Genomic DNA, 13,444 nt, shown 5'->3' on the forward strand with positions numbered 1-13,444 from the left:
CCACCGCCCCACCCGGTGACCGACCAGGCCACCGGGTGGGAATTGGACCGGGACGGCGGGCGGGGCGGCCGCTAGCGTCGGCGGGACAGCCGATCAACGGAGAAGCCTCATGCACCCCGAACTCGCCGCCGACCTGGACCGGCTGCCCGCCCTGCTGGAGGAGACCCGGAGCCGCGCGGTGGCTTTCCTGGCCGGCCTCGACGAGCGGCCGGTGGTGCCGCAGGGGGACCCGCCGGAGCGGGTGCCGCTCGGGGCTGCGGGCGGTGGGCTGCGGGCGGCGCTGCAGGAGTTCGCCCTCCGCTGGGAGCCGAGGTTCTCCGCCGCAGCGGGACCGCGCTACTTCGGGTTCGTCACCGGCGGCGCCACCCCGGCCGCGCTGGCCGGCGACTGGCTGACCGCCACCGCCGACCAGAACTCCAACTCGGCACTGGACGGCGCCGGCCAGCAGCTGGAACGGGAGACGGTCGGCTGGCTGCGCGAGCTGTTCGGCCTCTCCGCCGCGCACAGCGGCACCTTCGTCAGCGGCGCGACCATGTCCAACACGGTGGGCCTCGCGATCGCCCGGGAGTGGCTCGGCGAACGGCTCGGCGTGGACGTCGCGGAGGACGGCGTCGGCGCGCTCGGCCCGGTCCGGGTGCTGTCCGGCAGCGCGCACTCCAGCGTCGCGAAGGCCCTGTCGGTGCTGGGCCTGGGCCGCGCCGCGCTGACCCAAGTTCCTGTTCTGCCGGACCGGGAGGCCGTGGACGTCGCCGCGCTGGAGCGGATCCTGGCCGGACTGGACGGCCCGTGCGTCCTGGTCGCCAACGCCGGCACGGTCAACACGGTGGACTTCGACGACCTGCGGGCGCTGGCCGCACTGCGCGACCGGTACGGCTGCTGGCTGCACGTGGACGCGGCGTTCGGGGCCTTCGCCGCGCTGGTGCCCGAACACGCGGAGCTGGTGGCCGGCCTGGACCTCGCCGACTCGGTCTGCGTCGACCTGCACAAGTGGCTCAACGTGCCGTACGACAGCGCCGTGCAGTTCACCCGGCGCCCCGACCTCCAGGCCCGGGTCTTCCGGAACGCGGCCGCCTACCTGGGCCCGCTCGGCGAGGACCCCGACCTGGTGCACCTCACCCCGGAGAACTCGCACCGACTGCGCGCCCTGGCCGCCTGGTTCACCCTGCGCGCCTACGGGCGGTCCGGCCACCGGGAGATCGTCGAACGCTGTGTGACGGGCGCCCGGGCCCTGGGCGAGGCCGTCACCGCGATCGACGGACTGCGGCTGCTGGCACCGGTCCGGCTCAACGTCGTCTGCTTCACCCTGACCGAGGACCCGACCACCGAGCGCCTCGCCGCCCTCGCCGACGCCCTCGCCGACGAGGCCTTCCTCACCCCGACCCACTACGCGGGCGTCCCCGCCCTGCGCGCGGCCTTCAGCAACTGGCGCACCACCGAGGCCGACGTCCGCCGGACGGCGGCGGCCCTGGCCCGGGCCGTGCCCCCGCACGGCCGCGCATAGGGTGGGGGTGATCGACAGCCGCACCGCACCCCTGGAGATTCGATGAGCTCGACCACTGCCCCCGACACCGCGCCGCTGCCGGTCGGCGTGATCGGCCTGGGCGACATCGCGCAGAAGGCCTACCTGCCGGTGCTCACCGCACTGCCGGGGCTCGACCTGCGGCTGATGACCCGGGACGCGGCGAAGCTGGACCGGATCGGCGAGTCCCACCGGATCGCCCCGGACCGGCGCTTCACCGACCTCGGCGAGCTGATCGCCGGTGGGATCCGGGCCGCCTTCGTGCACGCCGCCACCGACCAGCACGTCCCGATCGTGGAACAGCTGCTCACCGCCGGGGTCGACGTCTACGTGGACAAGCCGCTGGACTACACGCTCGACGGCGCACGGCGGCTGGTGGACCTCGCCGATCGCACCGGGCGCTCACTGATGGTGGGATTCAACCGCCGCCACGCGCCCGGCTACGTCCAGGCCAAGGAGCGCCCGCGGGACCTGATCGTCCTGCAGAAGAACCGCGAGGGCCTGCCGGAGGCGCCGCGGCCGATGATCTTCGACGACTTCATCCACGTGGTGGACGTGCTCCGCTTCCTGGTCCCGGGCGAGATCGAGCACGTGGACGTCCGCTCCCGGGTGCGCGACGGCCTGGTGGAGCACGTCGTGCTCACCCTGGCCGGCGAGGGCTTCACCGCGCTGGGCATCATGAACCGCCTCTCCGGCTCGACGGAGGAGGTGCTGGAGGTGTCCGGCGGCGACTCCAAGCGCGAGGTGCACAACCTCGCCGACGTCGTCGACCACCGCGGCCAGCCGACCGTCCGCCGCCGCGGCGACTGGGTCCCCGTCGCCCGCCAGCGCGGCATCGAACAGACCGTCCTCGCCTTCCTCGACGCCGTCCGCGCCGGCAAGACCCTCGACGCCCACGACGCCCTGCGCACCCACGAGCTCTGCGAACTCATCGTCCAGCGCATCGAAACCGTCTGACGCGCCCTCCGCGGGCGACTACAGGGCCGCGCACTCCCGGGTGCGCGGCCCTGCCACGGAGTTGGCGCTGCCCCCGTTCACGGGCGGGGGAGTGTTGCGGGCGCAGTCCAGCGGGCCGGTGATCGTGTTCCCGGCGACCTCGGTGCCGCCCCGGTTGCCGTCGAACACCGCCGGACCGTCGATCCGGTCGGCCGCGCAGCCCTGCTCGGGGGCGCCGACCACCACCGGGCCGGTGGTGCCGGCGATCCGCAGGGCACCGACCGCGCTCCCGCACAGCTCGACGCCCGCCGCGCCGTCGGCGTCGATGCCGCCGTCGACCGTGGAGCCGCCGACGTAGAGCGCCGCGCCGGGCGGCACCAGCACCGGGCCGTCGACGTGCGCGTCGATCAGGCAGGTGCTCGGGGCGGTGGCGAGGACGGGGCCGTCTGCTTCGGTGACCGTGCGCGCGCAGGTCACCCGGTGCTCCAGGGTCTCCGGCGGGCCGGGCAGGTGGCTGCCGTCGCCGGAGTAGCGCGCGGTGACGGTGTGGGTGCCGGGCCGGGGGCGCGACCAGACCAGCCGGGCCTGCGCGCAGCCGGCCCCGCCGCCGGGCGCCAGCGCGGCACTGCCCAGGGCGCGGCCGCCGTCGGCGAAGTCCACCGTGCCGGTCGGCGGTGAGTCGGCGGTCCCGGAGCCGGTCGATCCGGGGCTGGTCGAGCTGTGGCTGCTCGACCTGTCGCTGCTCGACCCGGAGCCGGCCGACCCGGGCGCCGGGGCCGCGCAGACGGTGTCGGTCAGCGTGACCGGGCTGCCGTACGCCGAGGGGTTCGGCGTGGAGACGAGGGTGGTGACGACGGCGCTCCGGTGCGCGTTCAGCAGCACCGAGACGGTGCCGTCCTGGGCGTTGGTGACGGCGACGTCGAGCCGCCCGCCGCCGGTGAACCGGCCGACCGCGATCCGGTCCGGCATGGAGAAGTGGCCGGCGCCGGTGGGGTAGAAGTCCGGGGCCCGGAAGGTGCCGTCGCCGTTGCCGCGCAGCAGCGCCGCCGCGTTGTCGCCGTTGGCGAGGACCAGGTCCGGCACCCCGCTGCCGGTGAAGTCCCCGACCGCGATCGACTCGGGCAGCTGGCCCGCCGGATAGGCGAGCACGGGCCGGAAGGTGCCGTCGCCGTTGCCCCGCAGCACGAGGGCGGAGTGGTCGTCGTCGGCGAGCGCCAGGTCGGGGTGGCCGTCCCCGTCGAGGTCGGCGACCGCGAGGGAGACCGGGACACCACCGACGGGGAAGTCCGCGCGCGGGCCGAGCGTGCCGTCCCCGTTGCCGAGGAAGACCGAGGCCGTGCCGATGCCGTCGTCGGCGACCGCCAGGTCGAGCCGGCCGTCGCCGTCCAGGTCGGCCAGGCCGATCGAGGCCGGATTGGAGTTGGTGCCGGTCGGGTAGCCGACCGGGGCCTGGAAGGTGCCGTCACCGTTGCCCCGCAGTAGCTCGACGCGCTGCGCGCCCAGGCTGGCGACCGCCAGGTCCAGCCGGCCGGTGCCGGTGAAGTCGCCGACGGCGACGGCGTCCGGGTTGGGTCCGGTGGGGAACTCGCGCGGGGCGCGGAAGGTGCCGTCGCCGTTGCCGAGCAGCACCGAGACGCCGGCGGCGTCCTGCTCGGTGACCGCCAGGTCGAGCCGGCCGTCGCCGTCCAGGTCGGCCACCGCGATCGAGGTCGGGCCGGGGCCGGTGGGGTAGGTGACCTGCGGGGCGAAGGTCCCGTCGCCCCGGCCCAGCAGGATCGAGACCGTGTCGTCGCCGGCGTTGGCGACCGCCAGATCGGTCCGGCCGCTGCCGGTGAAGTCGCCCACGGCGATCGCCCGCGGGTTCCGCCCGACCGGGTAGTCCGTCTTCGGCGCGAACACACCCCCGGCCGCCGAGGCACTCCCCGGCACCGCGACCACCGTGCTCACGGCCAGCACCCCGGCCAACAGCAGGGCCTGCGGTCGTCCACGGCCCCCGGCCCGACGGCCGGAAGGCGCCCCCACCGGCTCCGCGGCCACCGTCCGACCCGCCAGAACCCGCCGAACCGGCCCCAGGGCCACCCGCACCGCACCAAGCCCGCGCATCCGCTCACTCCCGTTCCCCGGCCCTGCCCCGGCGCCACCCACCGACCACGAACCCCGGCCCGATGGTGGCCCGCCGGCCGGCCCGCCGACGGCAGCGACACTCGCGAGTCCCCGGATCGAGTGGCGCCACCGGACCCGGGCCACCTGGCGCGGCGGCGGCCCTTTCCAGGGTGGTGCTCAGGCCCCTGGCTCACGCGGCGTCCGTTGAGGCCCCGCCTGCGACAGGGACACCCGGCCCGTACCTCCGCGCCCGATCCCGCTGCCGCTATGGGTGGCGACGGCGGCAGCGCCCCGACTCAGAGGCTCGCGAGGCGGTCGCGCCACCAGGTGAGGGTGGCCTTGGCCTGGTCGTCGAGGGGGGTGGCGCGGGTGGTGAAGGTGGCCTCGTAGGCGGTGGTGTCGACGACGAAGGGGCGGTCGAACTGGTAGCGGGTCTCGCGGAGTTCGCGCAGGAGGGGGGAGAAGAGGCCGGCCAGGGTGAGGACGGCGGGGGAGAGGGGGCGGACCGCGACGGGGGCGGTGCCGGCCTCGGCCGCGAGGAGCTCGACCATCCGGCGGATCGGGAGGGCGGGGGCGGTCGGGACGTGCCAAGCCCGGCCCCAGGCCCGCTCGTCGGTGGCGACCTCGGCCAACGCCCGGGCCACGTCGGGGAGATAGGTCCAGCTGTGCGTGGCGTCGGGATCGCCGAGGACGCTGACGGATTTGCCCGCCAGCAGCCGGGGCACGACGCGTGCGGCCAGGTGGCCGCCGTCGGTGACGCCGGGGCCGAAGAAGTCGGAGGCGCGGACCTCGACCGCGCGGATCCGGCCCGCCTCGTGCAGGGCACGGGCCTGCTCCCAGACGGCGGCCCGGACCCGCCCCTTCGGACCGGTCGCCGCGAGCGGCAGGTCCTCGGTGAGCGGGCCGTCGACGGGGCCGTAGCCGTACAGGTTGCCGAGCATGACGAGGACGGCTCCGGTCGCCTCGGCGGTCGCGCAGAGCGCGGAGGCGAGCGGCGGCCACCCGGTCGTCCACCGGTGGAGCGGCGGCGCGGCGCAGCTGTGGAGGGCGGCGGCCCCGTCCGCGACCTCGCTCAGCCGCCGGGCGTCGGTGGCGTCCAGCGCCACGTGCTCGATCCCGGCCTCCGCCGGGCGTCCCGTCCGGGTGACGACCCGCACCGCATGCCCCTGCTCGACCAGCAGCCGAGCCGTCGCCGCACCGGCGGCCCCATATCCGACGATCACATGAAGACTCACCGTCACACCCTAGAGCCTGCCCCCACCTTCCCCTCCGCGGGGCGTCACCTGCTGATTCACCGTGAGATGTGAGACGTGCCCCTCCCGGGGGAGGGAGGTGGGCGCGCGGGGAGAATGGGCGGATCCGGGTCCGGACCCTGACCCGGGGTCGTCGTGATCGGGGAGGGGCGTGCGGTGGCGGAAGCGGTGGAGGCTGCGCGGGTGCGGGGGTTGCTGCTCGGGTCGGCGCTGGGGGACGCGGCGGGGGTGGTGCGCGGTCGGTGGCCGGTCGGTGGGCCGCTGGCGGTGGGGGTGAGCACCCAGCTGGCGGCGTTCACCGCCGAGGGGATCATCCGGGCGTCGATGCGGATGGACCACAAGGGCATCTGCCATCCGCCGTCCGTGCTGTGGCACGCGTACTGCCGCTGGGCCGCGCTCCAGGGCATCGAACCCGAACGGATCTCGCGGCGCTGGACGGGCGGTGGCGGCACCTGGCCGGACGGCTGGCTCGCGCGGGTGCCCGCCCTCGCCGAACGACGGGGTTCCGCACCGGCGACCGTCGCCGCGCTGACCGGCCTCACGCAGGGCTCGCCGACCGAGCCGGTCACCGCGAGCCGGGGTGCCCACGCGGCCACCCGGAGCCTTCCGCTCGCGGTGCCCTGGGCGATCTGGGGTGCGGGCGGCTTCGAGCGGGTGGTGCGCGGGATCGCCGCGCTGACGCACGGTTCGCCGGACGCGCAGGAGGCCGCCGTCGGGATGGTCCGGCTGGCCGGCCACTGTCTGAGGGAGGACGACCCGATCACGCGTTGGGCAGGCGGCGGCGAGGGAGCTGAGCACCCGTTCGACGCCGTCGTCCGCGCCCTGCCGATGCCGCACGCGGCGGACCCGGACACCGTCCTCGGCCTGCTGCGCTCCCCGGGCGGCCACCCGGACCCGGCGCGGCTCGCCTGGCTCGCCCCCGACGCGACGGCCGTCTCCGCACTGCTCGGCGCGCTGTACACGGTGGCGTGCTTCCCCGGCCGCGACACCGTGCGCGCCGCCCTGGAGTTCGCCGCCGGCGCGCCGGACGGCCGCTCGGTGGCGGCCACGGCGGGAGCGCTGCTCGGCGCCGCACACGGCGTCGACGCGCTGCCCGTCGAACTGCTGAGCCGACTGGAACTCGCCTGGGTGCTGGACACCTTGGCCCGCGACCTGCTGCAGCAGTGCACCGACTCCCCGGGCGGCAGCGAGTACCAGCCGCCCCGCGACCCGAACTGGTGGTCCCGCTACCCCGGTTGGTAGGCGGGGGCCCGCTCTCGCCCCGGATGGAATATGTAGACCGGTCTAGATAAGTGGACCGGTCTACATATTTTGCGCGATGTCAGTAGACCGGTCTACATATTCCGTGGGGAATCGGTAGACCGGTCTACCTAGGAAGAACCGGGACGACATCATGCGCGAGCGGGCGGCGGAGGGTCGGAGTATCAGCCGGGCCCGATCGGTGCGAACGATACGAGGACGAGAGCGGCTGCATCGTCCTCGGGGCCGAGCCGGACCGCGTCCAGGAATCCGGTCCAGGAGGCGCGGCCGGACCCCAGTACGACCACGAAGGAGTAGGGCCGGCCCCGGATGAACTGCGAGACGCTCTTCGCCCGCCCGTGGACGTGGCAGGACAGCCGCTCCGCACTGGTCGGCGTGTCGGAACGCAGCCACGGGCTGACGTCCACCGCCGGCACGATTCGCCCGTCGTCCGTCCGGGGACCTGGTAGACCGACCAACTCGGTACGCAGTCGGTTGGCCTCGATCCGGCCGCAGTTCAGTCCGTCGTAGAGCGCGCCAAGCACGACGAGGACCTGGTCATCCGCTATACGGGAGTGACGGCGGTCGAGATCAAGACTCCTGATGAGCCCTCGGCCTGGGACGACCTCGGCACGCTGATCCTGGACGAGATCCTTCCGCACGAGCAGGGCTGCACCCATGAGATGGCCTTCAGGCCTGGGTCGGTCATCGTCACGAGCAAGGACCTCACCGCTACCTGGGTCGCAGCAGACTGCCCCGCAGCCCACGGGGGTTAAGGACGAAGCGCAGGGGTGGTGCGGCCTGGGTCCGCCGGTCATGTCGAGGTCGCGGAGCCCTGGAGGGCGGGCTCGCGGACGGGCTCCCGGGGTTCCCGGGGAGTCGGGGCGGCGGCCAGGAGGGCGGCTTCGATGCGGCGGTTGGTGGTCATGGTCGAGGTCACGGCGGTCATGGTGAGGAGGAGCCCGGCGGCGACGTAGAGCGGGGTGCGCACGTCGTAGGCGGTGGCCAGCCAGCCGCCGAGGAAGGCGCCGAACGGGGCGGCGCACATGGCGAGCATGCGGGAGGTGGAGGCGACCCGGCCCATCAGGTGGCCGGGGACGATCGCCTGCCGGAGGGAGGGGCCGAGCACCATCGTGGCGCCCATGCCCGCGCCGCAGACGGCCAGCGCGAGGCCGGCGACGTACGCGTTCGGGGCGGCGGCCAGGCACAGGATGGCGAGCCCCTCGATGGCGGCGGTGCAGGTCAGCGCGGTGCCGGTGCCGAGGCGGCGGCCGAGGAAGGAGGCGATGCCCGCGCCGAGCAGACCGCCGGCCGCCTCCGCCGTGAGGAGCAGGCCGAAGCCGAAGTCGTCGGTGCCGAGGCGGTCGTGGGCGAAGAGGGCGAGGACGGTCTCGACCGCGAGGAAGGCGACGTTCCCGACCGCCGGGCGCAGTGCGAGTCCGAGCAGCAGCCGGTCCCCGAACACGTACGAGGCGCCGGCCCGCGCCTGCCGCAGCAGCGACTCCCGGGCCTGCGGCACGGGCCGCGGGGCGGCGGGCAGCGACCGCACGAGTACGGCGGAGACCGCGAACGAGACCGCGTCGGCGAGCAGCGGGACCGCCCGGCCGAGCGCGAGCAGGGCGCTGCCGGCGGGCGGCCCGGCGAAGCCGGAGGCGGCGGTCTGGGCGCCGCGCAGGCGGGCGTTGGCGCGCTCCAGGAGTGCGGGGTCGCGGCCGAGCAGGTCCGGCAGGTAGGCGGTGGCGGCCGTGTCGAAGAAGAGTCCGCCGATGCCGAGCAGGAAGGCGACGGCCGCGAGCAGCGGCACGCTCAGCAGGTCGAGCGCGGCGGCCGCCGCGGCTACGGCGAGCAGCGCCGCCCGTGCCGCGTCCGTGATCCACATCGTGCGCCGGCGGTCCCAGCGGTCCACCAGCGCGCCGCCGAGCACCCCGAAGAGCAGCCACGGCAGCGTGCCGGCGGCCGAGACGACGGCGAGCGCCAGCGGGTCCCGGGTCAGCGTGAGCGCGAGCAGCGGCAGCGCGGAGTGCATCACCCCGTCGCCGAGCGAGGAGACCGTCTGGGCGGTCCACAGCCGTCCGAACCCGGTCGGCAACTTCTGCGTTTCCTCGCTCACTTGGCGCCTCCTTCGGCCTGCTCGCGCGAGGCCGGGTGGAACAGGGCGAAGACGAGCGAGGAGTCCGGCAGCGACGGATTGGACAGCGCCCGGTACTCGTCCGCCAGGGCCTCCAGCCGCGCGCCCAGCTCGGCGAACTGCTCGTCGGTGAGCCGCAGGTGCGCCATCCGGACGTGCCGCTCGGCGTCCGCCGGCGAGGCCTCCAGGTCGGCCACCGCGTGCCGCATCAGCACGTCCGGGCCCCCTTCGCCCGGATCCGGCAGCACGATCGAGCGCGCGGCCATGGCGTAGTACCGCTCGGTGACCCCCCGGACCTTCTGGGTCCGCACCACCTTCACCAGGCCCGCTCGTTCGAGCAGTCGGACGTGGTAGCTGGAGCTCCCCTTGGCGAGGCCCACGCGCGCGGCGATCTGCGTGATGGTCGCGGGCTCGAAGCGGAGCACGGCCATGATCCGGTGGCGGGTGAGGTTGGAGACGGCGCGCAGCTGCTCGTCCGTGGTGACGTGGAACGTCTCGGGAAGATCATCGGTTGGCATGTCCCCAATGGTCAACAACTCTTGACCATTGCGCAAGGGGTTTCGGCCCGAGTTTTCCGGCGGCCGGGGTGGGTGGGTGCTGAAAGCGTGTCAAAGAGGCGTGAAACGGAGCCGGGAAGGAGCGCCCCTGCACAGGAAGTCGGCCGGTCCGACTTCCTGCGCAGCGAGGTTGGTCACCCCGACCGGTCGGAGACCGCGCCCGCGCCCGCCGCCACCACCAGGGCGACCGCCAGACACTGCCCCGCCGACAGGGCCTGCCCCAGTACGAGGAACCCGGCCAGCGCGGCGATCGCGGGCGAGAGGCTGGTCAGGACGGCGAAGGTCGGGGTGGACAGCCGGCGCAGCGCCAGCAGCTCCAGCGCGTACGGCAGCGCGGACGAGAGCAGCGCCACCGCCAGCCCGAGCCCCAGCACCCCCGGTTCCAGCAGGACCGCGCCCGCCGAACCGATCCCCAGCGGCAGGCTGACCAGCGCGGCCACAGCCATCGCCACCGCCAGCCCGTCCAGCCGCCGAAACCGCGCACCCGCCCGGGCGCTGCACACGATGTACGCCGCGCACATCGCGCCCGCCCCGAGCGCGAACCCGGCGCCCACCGGGTCCAGCCGCGCGAAGCCGTCCCGCCCGAGCAGCAGCACCCCGGCGAACGCCAGCCCGGCCCACAGCAGGCTCGACGCCCGGCGTGCGGTCGCCACCGACAGCAGCAGCGGACCCAGCACCTCCAGGGTCACCGCCGGCCCCAACGGGATCCGGTCGATCGCCTGGTAGAAGAGGACGTTCATCCCGCCGAGCGCGACCCCGAAGGCACCCGCGACGGCCCAGTCCGTCCGGCTGTGGCCGCGCAGCCGGGGCCGGCAGACGGCCCAGAGCAGGACGGCCGCGATCGTCACCCGCAGCGTCACCACCCCGAGCGCCCCGGCCCGGGGGAAGAGGAGCGCCGCGACGGCGGAGCCGAAGTGCACCGACAGGCTGCCCGCCAGCACCAGCCCGACACCGCCGGGACCGACGGTACGACGGGCGGTCGCGGATCCGGAGGGGGCAGGGGGTGAGGTGGGAGCCAGGGGAGCCAGGGGATTCGGGGGGATCGTCAGGGACGTGGTCGCGGTCGTGTCGGTCATGCCCTCCACGCTAGGAAGCCGTGCGCGGCCCGGGAAATGCCCGTTCCACCGCGGTTATGCTTCCCCGGCATGACCATGGAACTGCGCCACCTGCGGGCCTTCCTCGCCATCGCCGAGGAGGGCACGATCACCCGCGCCGCGGCCCGCCTGCACACCGGCCAGCCCGCCCTCTCCCGGACGCTGCGGCAACTGGAGGACCACCTCGGCGTCCGGCTGGTCGACCGCTCCACCCACCACCTCGAACTCACCGCCGCCGGCCGGACCTTCCGCGACCGGGCCGTCGCCGCCCTGGCCGCCGTCGACGCCGCCCTCGACCCCGCCACCCTCACCGCGCCGCCGCTGCGCCTCGGCCACCCCTGGCCCGCGCTCGGCGGCCACACCATCCCGCTGCTGCGCCGCTGGGACCGGGAACACCCCGAGGTGCCGCTGGAACTGCGCCGGATCGACGACCGGACGGCCGGCCTCACCCGGGGCGAGGTGGACGTCGCGCTGCTGCGCGGGGAGGTGACCGCGCCCGGGCTGGTCACGGACCCGCTGGCGGCGGAGGAACGGGTGGCGGTGGTGCCCGCCGGCAGCGAGCTCGCCGCGCGCGAGGTCCTCACCCTGGCCGACCTGGCCACCCGGCCGGTCGTGCTGAACACGGTGGCCGGCACCACCACCCTGGACCTCTGGCCCGCCGACGCCCGACCCGCCACGACCATCGAGGTCGCCAACACCGACGAGTGGCTGACCGCGATCGCCGCCGGCCGGGCGGTCGGCATCTCGACCTCGGCCACGCCCCGGCTGCACGAGCACCCGGCCATCGCCTACCGCCCGCTGGCCGACGCGCCCCCGGTGCCGCTGCTGCTCGCCTGGCGGCGCGGCGCCTCGGTCCACCCGGCGGTCCCTGCCCTGGTCCGGCTGGCCCGCGAGGTGCTGGCCGGGCCCGCCGACCCGGCCCCGGCTTCCGGCTGACGGCTGACGGGGTGTACGGCGGTGAGTGGCGCGCGTCGGCACCCCGTCCGGGGCTGTCCGGGCGGGGTGCCGGGGCCGGTCGCCGAGGCGGACCGGCGGGCGGGAACGTTCCGGCGTGACGGTCAGGCGCCGCGTTCAGGCGAACGTTCAGGAGTCACGTTCGGACCTGTCGGTCAGGCGCGACCGTCAGGCGGGGATCCCGCAGTACTGCTGCTGCTTGCCGATCGCGCGGTACACGCAGTCGGCCGTCTCCAGGAACTTCAGCACCGCCTCCCGGTTGCGGCTGGTCTCGCGCCCGATCACCTCGTCGGGCGGGTAGAAGCCGCTGCTGCCGTTCGGCCCGGGGTACATCTCGAAGGTGTAGGCGAAGATCCGCTGCGTACCCCACAGCCAGTCGTCGATCGTCCCGTCGGTGATGTACAGGTCGCTCGACTGCTCGGGCGTGTAGCCGTTGGTGGCGGCCATGGTGCGGCCCAGGGTGGCGAAGGTGTTGTACTCGTCGGCGCTCATGCCGGTGGTGGTGTCGTTGTAGGTCCAGCCGAACGGCCAGAGCACCAGCTCGCTGTAGGTGTGGAAGTCGATGGCCGCGGTGATCTGCTGCTTGCCGCCGACCACCCGGGTCCGGACGAAGTCGGCGACGACCTTGGTCTCCTTGGCCGACTCCGCGCCGCTGCCCCGGTAGGTCTCGCTGGAGGTGGAACCGGAGGAACCGCCGCAGCAGCCCCACTTGTAGTTCCAGTTGCGGTTGAGGTCGGTGCCGACGCTGTTGCTGCCGCTGTTCGGCTGGCGGTCCTTGCGCCAGCTGCGGTAGCGGCCGGTCGCGATGTCGTACTCGCCGCCGTCCGGGTTGAGGTCCGGGATCACCCAGATCTCCCGGCTGTTGACGACGTTGGCGACCCGGCTGTCGGTGGCGTACTTGTCGCCGAGCTCGTGCAGCAGGTAGAGCGACATCTCGACGGTGAGGTGCTCGCGGGCGTGCTGGTGGGCGGTGAACAGCACCTCGGGTTCGTTCTCGTCGGTGCCGACGTTGTCGCTGATCTTCACCGCGACGATCGGCCGGCCCTCGTACGAGGTGCCGATGACGCGCTTGCTCATGATGTCGGGGTGCGCGGCGACGACGGCGTCGATGTCGGCGGCGGCCTCCGCGTAGTTGTGGTAGCCGGAGTCGGCGGACGGGAAGTCGTTCAGCGACGCGCCCACGCCCTCCGTCTCCTGGCCGTCGGGCCCGGCGCCGAACCGGGGACCGGGCAGCGGGACGGGGGACCAGCCGAGCGCGTTCAGCCGGGCGGCCTCGGCGGCGGTCGCGGTGACCGTCACCGAGTCGGGCCGGACGGCGTCGACGGAGGCGCCGGTGTCGGCGATCGCGGTGCGTTCGGCGACGGTGCGGGGGCCGTCGACGCGGTACTGCCGCCCGGTGTCGGCGTCGCCGCCGGTCCGGCCGGCCCGGGCGGCGGTGGCGGCGCCGGTGTCGGGTTGGGCGGCGGCCTGGGTGGTGAGCGGAGTGGCGAGGGCGAGAGCCAGCAGAACGGCGGTGACCGCGGCGGGCTTCCCTCGGCGGGGCAGTCGCATGACTGTCCTCCTGTGGGGGGTTCCGTAGGGACGGAGCGGTGGAGGAAGTGCGGCGCGCGCGAGCATGATGGTCCGCCAATGTCATGCTGGCGTCAAGGAGTTGGGGGAGC

The 13,444-nt window shown here is 74.7% G+C and carries 10 protein-coding genes and 1 pseudogene; 4 read left to right on the forward strand and 7 right to left on the reverse strand.

Going from position 1 to position 13,444, the window contains the following annotated elements; all coding sequences use genetic code 11:
• Positions 1-109 precede the first annotated feature (109 nt).
• Positions 110-1,501, forward strand: coding sequence for a pyridoxal-dependent decarboxylase (locus AB0N76_RS09530; RefSeq protein WP_363554953.1), 1,392 nt, complete (start codon positions 110-112; stop codon positions 1,499-1,501).
• Between the two features lie 75 nt (positions 1,502-1,576).
• Positions 1,577-2,476, forward strand: a complete 900-nt coding sequence (locus AB0N76_RS09535; protein ID WP_363555132.1) for a Gfo/Idh/MocA family oxidoreductase — start codon at positions 1,577-1,579, stop codon at positions 2,474-2,476.
• Between the two features lie 18 nt (positions 2,477-2,494).
• On the opposite strand, the gene AB0N76_RS09540 is transcribed toward AB0N76_RS09535, so the two are convergent.
• A complete protein-coding gene (locus tag AB0N76_RS09540; RefSeq protein ID WP_363554955.1) occupies positions 2,495-4,402 on the reverse strand; it encodes an FG-GAP-like repeat-containing protein in 1,908 nt (635 codons plus the stop codon).
• 452 nt (positions 4,403-4,854) lie between these two features.
• A complete protein-coding gene (locus AB0N76_RS09545) occupies positions 4,855-5,793 on the reverse strand; it encodes an NAD-dependent epimerase/dehydratase family protein (protein WP_363554957.1) in 939 nt (312 codons plus the stop codon).
• 174 nt (positions 5,794-5,967) lie between these two features.
• Between AB0N76_RS09545 and AB0N76_RS09550 the strand changes: the two genes are divergently transcribed.
• Positions 5,968-7,053, forward strand: coding sequence for an ADP-ribosylglycohydrolase family protein (locus tag AB0N76_RS09550; RefSeq protein WP_363554959.1), 1,086 nt, complete (start codon positions 5,968-5,970; stop codon positions 7,051-7,053).
• 218 nt (positions 7,054-7,271) lie between these two features.
• On the opposite strand, the pseudogene AB0N76_RS09555 reads toward AB0N76_RS09550, so the two are convergent.
• The 4 genes and pseudogenes from AB0N76_RS09555 to AB0N76_RS09570 form a co-directional block, all read right to left on the reverse strand.
• A pseudogene (locus AB0N76_RS09555) lies at positions 7,272-7,589 on the reverse strand (transposase); the annotation flags it as partial.
• A gap of 275 nt (positions 7,590-7,864) precedes the next feature.
• On the reverse strand, positions 7,865-9,160 hold the full coding sequence (locus AB0N76_RS09560) for an MFS transporter (protein WP_363554961.1): 1,296 nt from the start codon (positions 9,158-9,160) through the stop codon (positions 7,865-7,867).
• Positions 9,157-9,696 (reverse strand): winged helix-turn-helix domain-containing protein, encoded by a 540-nt coding sequence (locus tag AB0N76_RS09565; protein WP_363554963.1) that lies wholly within the window; start codon positions 9,694-9,696, stop codon positions 9,157-9,159. Before AB0N76_RS09565 ends, AB0N76_RS09560 begins: the two co-directional genes overlap by 4 nt.
• Positions 9,697-9,869: 173 nt before the next feature.
• Positions 9,870-10,811, reverse strand: coding sequence for an EamA family transporter (locus AB0N76_RS09570; RefSeq protein WP_363554965.1), 942 nt, complete (start codon positions 10,809-10,811; stop codon positions 9,870-9,872).
• Between the two features lie 69 nt (positions 10,812-10,880).
• Here AB0N76_RS09570 and AB0N76_RS09575 point away from each other — a divergent pair, with 69 nt between their 5' ends.
• Positions 10,881-11,765, forward strand: a complete 885-nt coding sequence (locus AB0N76_RS09575; protein WP_363554967.1) for a LysR family transcriptional regulator — start codon at positions 10,881-10,883, stop codon at positions 11,763-11,765.
• Positions 11,766-11,951: 186 nt separating this feature from the next.
• Here the strand turns inward: AB0N76_RS09575 and AB0N76_RS09580 are convergent, their stop codons facing one another.
• Complete coding sequence (locus AB0N76_RS09580; RefSeq protein ID WP_363554969.1) at positions 11,952-13,334, reverse strand: M14 family metallopeptidase; 1,383 nt, start codon at positions 13,332-13,334, stop codon at positions 11,952-11,954.
• Positions 13,335-13,444 lie beyond the last annotated feature (110 nt).

Origin of the sequence: Kitasatospora sp. NPDC093806, assembly GCF_040683335.1 — a bacterium.
Lineage (GTDB): Bacteria > Actinomycetota > Actinomycetes > Streptomycetales > Streptomycetaceae > Kitasatospora.

Excerpts from the sequence above, each read along its gene's own strand:
- AB0N76_RS09570 (WP_363554965.1), bottom strand. The coding sequence starts at position 10,811 with ATGACCGACACGACCGCGACCACGTCCCTGACGATCCCCCCGAATCCC.
- AB0N76_RS09580 (WP_363554969.1), bottom strand. The coding sequence starts at position 13,334 with ATGCGACTGCCCCGCCGAGGGAAGCCCGCCGCGGTCACCGCCGTTCTG.
- AB0N76_RS09575 (WP_363554967.1), top strand. The coding sequence starts at position 10,881 with ATGACCATGGAACTGCGCCACCTGCGGGCCTTCCTCGCCATCGCCGAG.
- AB0N76_RS09530 (WP_363554953.1), top strand. The coding sequence starts at position 110 with ATGCACCCCGAACTCGCCGCCGACCTGGACCGGCTGCCCGCCCTGCTG.
- AB0N76_RS09565 (WP_363554963.1), bottom strand. The coding sequence starts at position 9,696 with ATGCCAACCGATGATCTTCCCGAGACGTTCCACGTCACCACGGACGAG.